The organism is Microbispora hainanensis (assembly GCF_006874475.1).
In the GTDB taxonomy this organism is placed as follows: domain Bacteria; phylum Actinomycetota; class Actinomycetes; order Streptosporangiales; family Streptosporangiaceae; genus Microbispora; species Microbispora hainanensis.
Genome location: NZ_VIRM01000079.1, coordinates 17,516 through 27,804, shown reverse-complemented (window position 1 = coordinate 27,804; position 10,289 = coordinate 17,516). Strand labels below are relative to the sequence as shown.

Annotated in this window: 10 protein-coding genes and 1 pseudogene; 4 read left to right on the top strand and 7 right to left on the bottom strand. The window is 72.5% G+C overall.

Translation table 11 applies throughout. The features are described 5' to 3' along the window. Positions 1-3: 3 nt before the first annotated feature. Positions 4-276, top strand: a pseudogene (locus FLX08_RS42690) (TetR family transcriptional regulator); the annotation flags it as partial. Here the strand turns inward: FLX08_RS42690 and FLX08_RS42685 are convergent. The 5 genes from FLX08_RS42685 to FLX08_RS37655 are packed head-to-tail and all read right to left on the bottom strand — an operon-like array spanning position 269 to position 5,341. Beyond that, complete coding sequence (locus FLX08_RS42685) at positions 269-1,171, bottom strand: lysylphosphatidylglycerol synthase transmembrane domain-containing protein (protein WP_341874378.1); 903 nt, start codon at positions 1,169-1,171, stop codon at positions 269-271. The pseudogene FLX08_RS42690 and the gene FLX08_RS42685 overlap by 8 nt on opposite strands. Then, entirely contained in the window at positions 1,083-1,838 is a 756-nt protein-coding gene (locus FLX08_RS37670; RefSeq protein WP_142625047.1) for an amino acid ABC transporter ATP-binding protein, read from the bottom strand. Before FLX08_RS37670 ends, FLX08_RS42685 begins: the two co-directional genes overlap by 89 nt. A gap of 53 nt (positions 1,839-1,891) precedes the next feature. Continuing rightward, positions 1,892-2,800: an amino acid ABC transporter permease gene (locus FLX08_RS37665; RefSeq protein WP_142625045.1), complete on the bottom strand. Its 909-nt coding sequence runs from the start codon at positions 2,798-2,800 to the stop codon at positions 1,892-1,894. 1 nt (position 2,801) lies between these two features. Next, complete coding sequence (locus FLX08_RS37660; RefSeq protein ID WP_142625044.1) at positions 2,802-3,758, bottom strand: ABC transporter substrate-binding protein; 957 nt, start codon at positions 3,756-3,758, stop codon at positions 2,802-2,804. 14 nt (positions 3,759-3,772) lie between these two features. Further along, on the bottom strand, positions 3,773-5,341 hold the full coding sequence (locus FLX08_RS37655; RefSeq protein WP_142625043.1) for an amidohydrolase: 1,569 nt from the start codon (positions 5,339-5,341) through the stop codon (positions 3,773-3,775). A 111-nt stretch (positions 5,342-5,452) separates the two neighbouring features. On the opposite strand from FLX08_RS37655, the gene FLX08_RS37650 reads away from it, so the two are divergent. Then, on the top strand, positions 5,453-6,328 hold the full coding sequence (locus tag FLX08_RS37650; RefSeq protein ID WP_142625042.1) for a LysR family transcriptional regulator: 876 nt from the start codon (positions 5,453-5,455) through the stop codon (positions 6,326-6,328). Positions 6,329-6,445: 117 nt separating this feature from the next. Further along, a complete protein-coding gene (locus FLX08_RS37645; protein WP_142625041.1) occupies positions 6,446-7,669 on the top strand; it encodes an amidase in 1,224 nt (407 codons plus the stop codon). Between the two features lie 4 nt (positions 7,670-7,673). Here the strand turns inward: FLX08_RS37645 and FLX08_RS37640 are convergent, their stop codons facing one another. Continuing rightward, the gene (locus FLX08_RS37640; RefSeq protein ID WP_142625040.1) at positions 7,674-8,744 is read right to left on the bottom strand and encodes an Lrp/AsnC family transcriptional regulator; all 1,071 of its coding nucleotides are present in this window, start codon (positions 8,742-8,744) and stop codon (positions 7,674-7,676) included. A gap of 198 nt (positions 8,745-8,942) precedes the next feature. Between FLX08_RS37640 and cuyB the strand changes: the two genes are divergently transcribed. Then, complete coding sequence (gene cuyB / locus FLX08_RS37635; protein ID WP_142625039.1) at positions 8,943-9,635, top strand: cysteate racemase; 693 nt, start codon at positions 8,943-8,945, stop codon at positions 9,633-9,635. A gap of 55 nt (positions 9,636-9,690) precedes the next feature. Here the strand turns inward: cuyB and FLX08_RS37630 are convergent, their stop codons facing one another. Then, positions 9,691-10,260: a GNAT family N-acetyltransferase gene (locus FLX08_RS37630; protein WP_142625038.1), complete on the bottom strand. Its 570-nt coding sequence runs from the start codon at positions 10,258-10,260 to the stop codon at positions 9,691-9,693. Positions 10,261-10,289 lie beyond the last annotated feature (29 nt).

Here is a 10,289-nt window from a genome sequence, read left to right as displayed (position 1 = left end):
CGGATGCCGGCCGGCATCGGCGACTCCGCCGACGTACGCGACTGGGTGGCCTGCCTGGTCCGCCCGGTCACCGAGCATCTGGCCGCCCAGGGCAATCCGACCTGTGCCCGCTTCATCGCCCAAGTGGTGACCGATCCCTCGCTGCGCGCGATCATCGCCGAGGAGACGCACGCCTCACTGCGAACGGCGATGGCCGGGTTCCACCGCTGCCTGCCCGAGCTGCCCGCCGACGTCCGGGCGGAGCGCGGCGACATGGCGTGGCACCTGATCACGCACGTGTGCGCAGAACGCGAGCGCGCCCTCGCCGAAGGCGCCCACGCCCCGGCCGAGCTGGCACGACACGGCGACCGGGCTGATCGACGCGCTCGTCGGGCTGTGGCTGGCGCCCGTTTCCGAGGGCCCGTAGCCTCACCCCCGCCGAGCGCATGCCCGTCTTGCCGTCACCGCACCCGGCGACGCCGAGCAGCCACCGTCCGGCCGCGGCCAAGCGGGCCTGGACCGCGTCGCGGAGCAGCAGCCAGGCGATCCAGCCGACGGCGAGCACGGCCCAGTAGGAGATCAGCCGATAGAGCGCCACGACGGCCGCCGCCATGGTGCCGGTGGCGCCCGCTGCGACGAACGTGGCGGCCATGCCGAGCTCGGTGACGCCGAGCCCGCCGGGGATGACCGCGACCGTCGCCGCGATCTTGCCCGCGACGTAGCCGAGCAGCACGGTGTGGGGCCCGAGCCCGAGCCCCGCCGCCGCGCACACGCTGGCCAGGCAGGCCACGTCGAGAAGCCAGTTGGCCAGCGCCAGGACGACGAGGACCAGCCGGTCCCCGCCGGTCGGCCTGATCGTGTCGCCGGCCGCGAGCTCGCCGCGCAGCAGCGCGACCAGCCCCAGCACGGCGAAGGTGGTGGTCGAATACACGGCGCTGAGCGCGAGCGTCGCGGCCGACAGCGATCTGGACGCGCCGAGCCGGCCGAGCTCGCGGATGGTGAAGGCGACCGAGAGCCGGCCAGCCAGCCGAGGTTCACCCGCTGCACGGAGGCCCAGACCGCGTCCGGGTCGGGGATCCGCGGATCCCTTCCCTGACCTGCGTTTACTGCGTGGGGCGGCCCTCCTGACCGCCGAGGACGCTGGACAGGAACGCGCGGGTGCGCTCGTGCGCGGGTGCGGCGAGAAGCTCATGGGGACGGCCCTCTTCGACGACCAGGCCGTCGGCGAAGAACGCAAGCCGGTCGCCCACCTCGCGGGCGAAGGCGATCTCATGGGTCACGACGATCATCGTCATGCCGTCGGCGGCCAGGCTTTTCATGACCTCCAGCACCTCGTCCACCAGTTCGGGATCGAGGGCGGAGGTCGGCTCGTCGAACAGCATCAGCGCCGGGTTCATCGCCAGCGCCCGCGCGATGGCCACCCGCTGCTGCTGGCCGCCCGAGAGCTGGTGTGGCCGCTTGTGCGCGTGGTCGGCCAGGCCCACACGGTCGAGATGCTCCATCGCCAGCGTCCGCGCCCGGTCCTGGGACATGCCCAGCACGTGGACGGGCCCGCACGCGACGTTCTCCAGAGCGCTCTGGTGGGCGAACAGGTTGAACCGCTGGAACACCATGCCGATGTTCCTGCGGAAGGCGGCGAACTCCTTCGGAGTCCAGGGGTGGTACCTGCCGTCGCGCAGCCTGTGGCCGACCTCCTCGCCGAGCACGCGGAGGCTGCCGCCCAGCACGGGCTCAAGGCCGTTGACACACCGCAGGAATGTGGACTTGCCCGAGCCCGACGGGCCGATGACGCAGCTCACCTCGCCGGAGGTGACGGTGAAGTCGACCCCGTTCAGCACCTGTACGCCGTTGTAGCCCATCCGGACGTCCGACGCGACGACCACCGGGGCCGCGCCGCGGCCCTCCCCGGCGCTCACGCGGTCACCTTCGGCAGGACCCGGGCCGCGACGCCGCCGCCGCGCACCAGCCGTACGGCGTCGGAGCCGAACCGGCGCTCCAGGCGGCCCTGCAGGAACGTCGCCACGGCGGTCATGAGCATGTACCAGACGCTCGCCACGATCAGCAGCTCCATGATCCGGTTGTTCGCCTTGTAGATCTGGCTGGCGTTGGTCATCAGGTCGTGCCCGGCGACGACGTACACCAGCGAGGTGGTCTTCAGCATGGAGATGAACTCGTTGCCGGTCGGCGGGATGATGATGCGCAGCGCCTGCGGCAGCACGATGACCCGCATCCGCTTGGCCGGCGTCATGCCCAGCGAGTACGCCGCCTCGGTCTGGCCGCGGTCGACCGCCTGGATGCCGGCGCGCACGGTCTCGGCGAAGTACGCCGCCAGGTTCAGCCCGAGCCCCAGCATGGCCGAGGTGAAGCCGGTCATCACTTGGTTGGTGTCCCACTTGAGGCCGATCGCCGTGAAGGGGATCTTGAGTACCAGCTCGGGGAACAGGAACGCCAGGTTGTACCAGAAGATGAGCTGGACCAGCACCGGCGTGCCACGGAAGAACCAGATGTAGAACGTGGCGAGCCCGCTGAGCACCGGATTGTGCGCCAGGCGCATGACCGCGACCAGGACGCCGAGCACCAGCCCGAGGGCCGTCGCCAGCACGGAGATCTCGATGGTGACCCAGACCCCGGACAGGATCCGCTCGTTGAACAGATACTCGGCGACCTTGCCCCAGTCGAGGCGCGGGTTGACCACCACCAGGTAGGCCGGCCAGCCGGCGACCGCGAGCGCGACGGCCGCGGCGAGCCAGCGGCCCCAGTGCCAGGTGCGGGCGACGGGGACCGGCGTGCCGGTCCCGTCGGCGATCGGTTCGTTGCGCACGTCACTTACCGCCGTTGACCACGGCCGACTCGACGGCGAGCGCGTCCAGGTTCCAGGCCTTGAGCAGGTTGCCGTACTCCCCGCTCTTGATGAGGGAGTCGACGGCGCCCTTGACGGAGTCGATGAGCTCCTTGTTGTCCGGCCTCATCCCGATCCCCCAGGGGCTCGCGGTCCCGTCGAGGCTGATCGCCTCCATCTCGAGCTTGGGGTCGGCCGCCTTGTACGCGGCGACGACGTAGTCGGTGACGCTGGCCTGCGCCCGGCCGTTGCTCACCTGGAGCATGGCCTCCGTGTCGCCGGGGAACTTCAGGATGTCCACGGCGGGCTTGCCGTCCTTCTTGCAGGTTTCGTCGTAGCTTTCGGCCAGCTCCATCGAGGAGCCGTTGTCGACGACGGAGACGGTCTTGCCGCACAGGTCCCCGGGCCCGGTGACACCCGCGGAACTGCCCTTCTTGACCAGCAGCGCGGCGCCGGCCTGTACGTAGTCGACGAACGTGACCTGCTCCTGCCGTTCCGGTGTGTCGCTCATCGAGGAGATGACGAAGTCGTAGCGGCCGGTGAGCACGCCCGGGATCTGCGAGTTGAACTCCTCGTCGGTGATGGTCACCTTGACGCCGAGCTTCCTCGCGATGGCGCGCGCGAGGGCGGGGTCGAAGCCGATCGCGGTCTTGCCGTCGCTCGCGTACAGCTCCATGGGCGGGTAGCCGATCGAGGAGACGACCTTGAGGCCGTTCGCCTTGAGGCTCGCCGGCACCTTGGCCGCGAGCTCCTGGTCGGGGGTGATGGCGTTGATGACGTCGGCCGCCTTCTCCTCGGCGGGGGCCTGGTCGAGGACGACGGCCGCCGGCGTCGAGGCCGCCGCGCCGGAGTCGTCGGCGTCCAGGGACTGGGCGCCGCAGGCGGCGGTCGCCGCGAGCAGCCCGCCGACGGCGAGCGTGGTGAGGATCCGGGTGTTCACAGGGGGGTGCTCCTTCAGCTTCGCCGCCAGCGGACCTCGCCGCCGACGACAGTGGTCAGAACCTTGGTGTGCAGCACCGCCTCGGGTGACTCCAGGTAGGGATCGGTGTCCACCGCGATGAAGTCGGCGAGTCTGCCGGGCACGAGGACGCCCTTGCGTTCCTCCTCGCCCGCGGCGTAGGCCGCGCCCAGGGTGTGGGCGGTGACGGCCTCTGCCATGCTCAGCCGCTGCTCCGGCTGCCACCCGCCGGCGGGGGTGCCGTCGGTCCGGGTGCGGGTCACCGCGGCGTACAGCGCGGCGAAGGGGTTGGGATGCTCGACGGGGGCGTCGGAGCCGAAGGCCAGCGCCACGCCGACGTTCAGCATCCCCCGCCAGGCGTAGGAGGCCAGCTCGTGGCCGGCCAGCAGGTGGTCCACCAGGTCGATGTCGCTGGTGCAGTGCACCGGCTGCATCGAGGCGACGACGCCCAGCCGCGCCATCCGCGCCAGGTCGCCGGGCCGCAGGTGCTGGGCGTGCTCGATGCGGTGCCGCAGCCCCGGTGTCCGGCCGATCGCCTCGTACGCGTCGATGACCAGGTGGTTGGCCCGGTCGCCGATCGCGTGCGTCGCCACGGCGATGCCGGCGTGCGCCGCCCGGGAGAACAGTGCGACCAGCTCCTCGTAAGGCGTGACCGCGATGCCGTTGTTGCCGTCCTCGCCGGCGAAGGACTCGGTCATGTGGCAGGTGTGCGAGCCCAGGGCGCCGTCGCTGAAGATCTTCACGGGGCCGGTGCGGAACCAGTCGTCGCCCTGCCCGGTGCGGCGGCCCTCGGCGATCGCCGCCTCCAGGTGGACCATCGGGATCGCCTTGTGGACGCGCAGCTTCAGCTCGCCCGCGTCGCGCAGCTCCAGGTAGGCGGCCCGGCAGTCCTCGCCGTCGATGTCGTGGACGCTGGTGAGGCCGAGCGCGAGCAGCTCGTCCTGCGCCGTGCGGAGCAGGTCGCGCAGGTCGGGGGAGACCATGAGCGCGCGCAGCGGGTAGGAGGCGGCCTCGCGCAGGATGCCGGTGGGCTCGCCGTCCGCGTCCCTGACGATCTCGCCGCCCACGGGGTCCGGCGTGCTCGCGTCGATGCCCGCCAGCCGCAGCGCGGCGGAGTTGGCCCACACGGTGTGGCCGTCCACGCTGGGCAGCGCGACCGGCAGGTCCGGGCAGACCGAGTCGAGCGCATACCGGTCCGGCTGGGCGGGCGGATTCCAGGTGTTGCTGTTCCACCGCCCGCCGAACAGCCAGGCGCCCGGCCGCAGCCGCGCCGCGTGCGCGGCCACCGCGGCGAGGGCCTCGTCCAGGGACCGCATGTCGCGCAGGTCCACCGCGCCGAGGCTCTGGGCGTACTGCGCGGTGTGGATGTGCGCGTCGTAGAGGCCGGGAAGAACGGCGGCGCCGTCGAGGTCGATCAGCTCCGCGCCCGGGCCCGCGGCCTCGCGCACCTCCGCCTCCGTACCGACGGCGAGCAGCGTCTCGCCGTCCACGGCCATGGCCTGGGCGGGTGGGGCGCCGTCGGCTCCCGTGCGGATGGCGGCGTTGCGGTACACGCGGATGCTCATCTGGCCTTCACAAGTTTTCGGGGACGGTGGGCCATCACTGTAGAAGTGGCAAAAAGAAGTAGGAAGCGCTATAAACACGACATTTGGCAGCGCTGAGAGCAAGGAACGCTGATGCTCAAGCCGGAACACCTGCGCACTCTGCGTGAAGTGGTGCAGCTCGGCTCCTTCGCCGCCGCGGCGAACCGGCTGGGGTACACCTCGTCGGCCGTCTCCCAGCAGATGGCCGCGCTGGAACGGCAGATCGGGGTGCGGCTGTTCGAACGGTCCGCGCACAGCGTGCTGCCCACCAACGCCGCGGAGGTGCTGGCCAGGCACGCGGCGGACGTGCTCGGCGACATGGAACGGATGATCGCCACCGTCCAGGCCGTGCACCGCAACAGCGAGCGGCTGATCCATCTGGGCCTCTTTCCCAGCTTCGTCGACGTGCTGACCGGCGTGCTCGGGCGGATGGAGGACCGGGACCGGGCCGGCGTCAAGGTCACCGTCGCCGAGTCCTCGCAGCTCATCCCGCGCCTGGTCGCCGGTGGCGAACTGGACGCGGCGATCGTCTACCAGGTGGGGAACTCCGGCCTCTCATGGCCGTCGGCGCTGGGCCGTCGCTGGATCGCCGAGGATCGCTACAAGGTCGTCCTGCCCGCCCAGTGGTGCGACCTGGCGCCGTACCGGGCCGACCAGCTCGTCGACCTGCCGTGGATCATGCACCACCCGGGCAGCAGTGACGCCTCCTTCTTCGACGGCGTGTTCGCGCGCTGGGGCCTGCACCCCAGGGTCGCCGGCTATGCGGACGACTTCAAGATCACGCTGGCGATGGTCGAGGCGGGGATGGGCGCCGCGTTCGTCGCCGACCTCGCGCTGCGCGGGCACGGTCCGGGCGTCGTGGTGGCCGACGTGCCGTGGCTGAACACGAGCCGGAGCATCTTCGCCCTCGCCCGCCCGGAGCGGGAGAGCGCCCGCCTGCTGTCCCTGCTGGACGCGCTGGCGGTCTGACGCTCGACGGGCAACAGGGGGATATGTCACCATTTGCCGGATCGTGGGCGCCGCCGGCGACGACCTGGCGCGTCCCCCCGGACGGCTCCCCGCCACCGGCGCAGGTGTGAGGAGCCCATGGAACGCGAGCCGGACATCATCGGGTCCGCCGAGGCGGTCGCGGCGCGCGACACCGCGATCGCCCGGTCCGCCGGGGCGATCCGCAGGCATCGGGATCACGCCATCCTCATCGAGGCCGCCGCCGAGCCGGTCATCGAGCGGCTCGGCCGTCGCGAGCGCCCCGTCCCCGACGTCCCGCCGGAGCTGTGGGCCTGGACGTTCGTCGTCAAGGACATGATCGACGTCGCCGGTCTCCCCACGACCCGCGGTTCCGCCCTGTACGGAAGCGAGGAGGCGCTGACCACCGCCCTCTGCGTGGAGGCGCTGGAACGCGCGGGGGCGCTGCTGGTCGGCAAGGCGAACCAGCACGAGTTCGCCTGGGGCGTCACCAGCGAGAATCCCCACTGGGGGGACGTGCGCAACCCACGCCACCCGCACCTGTCTCCCGGCGGGTCGAGCGGAGGCACGGCGGCCGCGCTCGCCGCGGGCATCGCCAGGTTCGGCCTCGGCACCGACACCGGCGGCTCCGTACGGATCCCCGCGGCCTGCTGCGGCGTGGTCGGCCTGCGTCCCCGAGCGGGTGCCGTCCCGTCCGGCGGCGTCGCTCCGCTCGCCCCCATGTTCGACGTCGTCGGGCCCATGACCACCTCGGTCGCCGACTGCGCCCGGGTGTGGGAGGTGCTCTCCGGGGAGACGGTCGAGCCGCCGGACTCGCTGTCGGGCCTGGTCGTCGGCGTCGCCGAGGGGTGCCCACAGGCCGGGGAGTTCGCCGGGCTCGGCGCCCGGGTCCACGAGATCGCCCTGCCGTACGACATCCTCTCGCCCTACTGGACGATCGTGGGCGCACAGGCCCGCCGTACGCACGAGGCGACCTATCCCAGGGCGGCCGGGAGCTACAGCGAGGGGGTGCGGCGGAAGCTGGACGGCGCCGCCGGGATCGGCCACCGGGAGTACCGCCGGGCCGTCGGGGAACTCGACGCCGTCAGGGCCCGGTTCTCGGCCGAGATGTCCGGAGTCGATCTCCTGGTCATGCCGACGCTCGGCGGCCCCGCGCCCCGGTTCGGGTGCGACGAGGCCGCCGTACGCGGCGAGGCCGGGCGCCTCACCGCCGTCGTGTCCGCGCTCGGCCTGCCCGCCCTGGCCGTCGGCGACCTGCAGGTGGTGGGACGCCGTGAGGCGGACGTCCTGCGGGCCGGGCTCTGCCGGGAGGCGCAAGGCGGCGACGTCCCGGAGCCGCGCTGACCCTTCAGGCGGGCCGCGCCAGGGTCCACGGGTCCACCGGGACGACGGCCGTGCAGCGGCCGAGCCGGTCGAGCACCCGGCCGTACAACTTGGCCTGCCGGAGCACGATCTGCCGATCGGCGACGTTGACGTGGGGAAACCGCTCCTGCAGGCGGACCACGAGCGGGTGCAGGTCCGAAACCCCGTGCAGACCCACGGTGAGGAGCATGTTGCGGGTGCCCGCGAGCGCCGCGCAGGTGCGGGTCTCGGGCCAGCCGAGCAGGGCCCGGCCCGTCTCTTCCAGCAGGCCGTCCGGCACCCGCAGCCACAGGATCGCCGAGGAGTGCCAGCCGGCCTGGGAGCGCGCGAGATCGCAGCGGAAGTCGATGTCGCCGGTCGCGACCAGCCGGGACAGCCTGCGCTGCACGGTGCGCTCGGATGTCCCGACGCTCCGGGCCAGTTCGGCGTAGCCGGCCCGGCCGTCCGGGAGCAGGGCCCTGAACAGCAGGCGGTCGAGCGCGTCCATCCGCCTCGTCGACTCCGGCGGGCCGGGCCGCGGCGCCAGCGCGGCCGCCGCCCGAGGGGGCAGCATGCGCAGCCGCCAGCGGCACGAGGCCTCGAAGACGCGCGTCGCGACGTGGGTGCGCACCTTCGCCACGCCGGGCACCCGTGGCAGGTCCGTGAGCAGATAGTCCGCCAGTGCCGGCATCGACGCCGCCACGGCGATCACGAACAGGTCGTGGCCGGCGGCGACGTGCTGCACGGTGATGAGGTGCCCGGCCGTGGCGAGTCGGTCCGCAACCTCGACCGCGGCTCCGGCCTCGCAGTCGATCTCCAGGAACGCCATGCTCATCGCGTGCATCTGGCGCTGCCCGAGTGCCACGGTGGTCCACGCCTCGCCCGCGGCGCTCAGCCGCTGCCAGCGCCGCGCGGCGGTCACCGGATCGGCGCCGATCGCCGCCCCGATGTCCACCCAGCTCGCGCGCGGGTTGATCTGGAGCGCGTCGATCAGTTCGAGGTCGGCCTCCGACAGGAACCGAGGCTGCTCTGTGCCGTAATCCTGCACGGATGACCCTTCGATGACCGTTTGCTGCATTTTCGGGGCTGGATCACCTTATAGGCCGATCCTTGTGCGCGCAGCCGTCCCTGCCCCGGCCGGCCGTACGACGCCGGGGCCTGCGGCAGGGACAGGCCGAGTGCGACGGCGGGAGAGATGGGGACGAATCTCGATGACTCGGTTCCGGGACGGCCGGCGGGTCCGCGGCCGGGGTGGAGGCCAGGGGGGAGGCGGCCGATGAGCGGGCCTCGTCTGGTCGGCGTCCTGGGCGGCATGGGACCGGCGGCCACGGTCGACTTCTACGGCAAGCTCGTGGAGGAGACGCCGGCGACCTGCGATCAGGGTCACGTGCCCGTCGTCATCTGGGGTGACCCCCGCGTCCCCGACCGGTCGACGAGCCTGATCGGCGACGGCGAGGACCCCACCCCCTACCTGAGGCGCGGCGTCGAGGGGCTCAAACGGGCCGGATGCCAGGTGCTCGCCGTGCCGTGCAACACCGCCCACGCGTTCGTCCCACGCCTCGCGGACGAGGCCGGGCTCGAGATGGTCAGCATCATCGAGGTCACGGCCGACGCTCTGGTCGCCGACGGCGTACGCGCGGCCGGCGTGCTGGCGACGACGGGCACGCTGCGCGCGGGCCTGTACAGGGAGGCGCTGCAGCGGCGGAACGTCGCGGTGATAGAGCCGGGCGAGGCCGGGCAGCGGCGGGTCATGGCGGCCATCGGCGCGGTCAAGGGCGGCGTCGCCGGCCCGGCCCACCGCCTGGGGCTCGCGGAGGTCTCGCGTTCCCTCGTGGACCGGGGCGCCGAGCGGGTCGTCGCGGCGTGCACCGAGATCGTCCTGGCCTTGGACCCTTCCCGCGTCCCCGTCCCCGTGCTCGATCCGGCCCGCCTGCTCGCCCGCCGGGTCGCCGAGCTGGCGCTCGGCTGACGAGCGTGTGGTGCGTCACCGGGTCGCGGGCGCGCCGGTCTCCCGGCCGGGCCGGTCACTCGCGGAGGTCCATCACCATGATCGATCCCCAGTCGCCCCGGCGTTCCTCCGTGAAGCCCACGGCTCGATAGAACGCGAACGCGCCCGGGTTGCCGCTGCCCACGCCCAGGTGCAGGCCGCGTACGTGCCGTGCCCGCAGCGCGTCGAGCAGGGTGGTCATCAGCCGTCTGCCGAGCCCGGCGCCCTGGCCCCTGGGCAGGATGTCGATGTGCAGATGCGCCGGATAGCGGTCGTACAGCTCGTCGTGCCGGGGCCGCGACCGGTGGATGTGGGCGACGCGCTGCCAGTCCTGGCTGCCGTCCGCCGGATCGGCGGCCGGTTCGATCGGATAGCGCTCCCGCAGCGCGGGCCACCAGTTCTCCTCCAGCCAGGTCTCGAACGCGAACGTGTCGGCGGTCGCGACGATGTAGCCGAGGACGCCCTCGGCGTCGGCCGCGACGAACGTGAGGGCGGGATCCGCGATCGGGTACGGCCCGGCGTAGACGTGCGCGAGCAGATCCGGGTCGTGGTAGAGCCCGGTGGCGTCCCTGCCGGAGTCGCCGGTCCGCAGGCACACCCGATACATGCCCGGCAGGTCGAACGGCCGGAACGGCC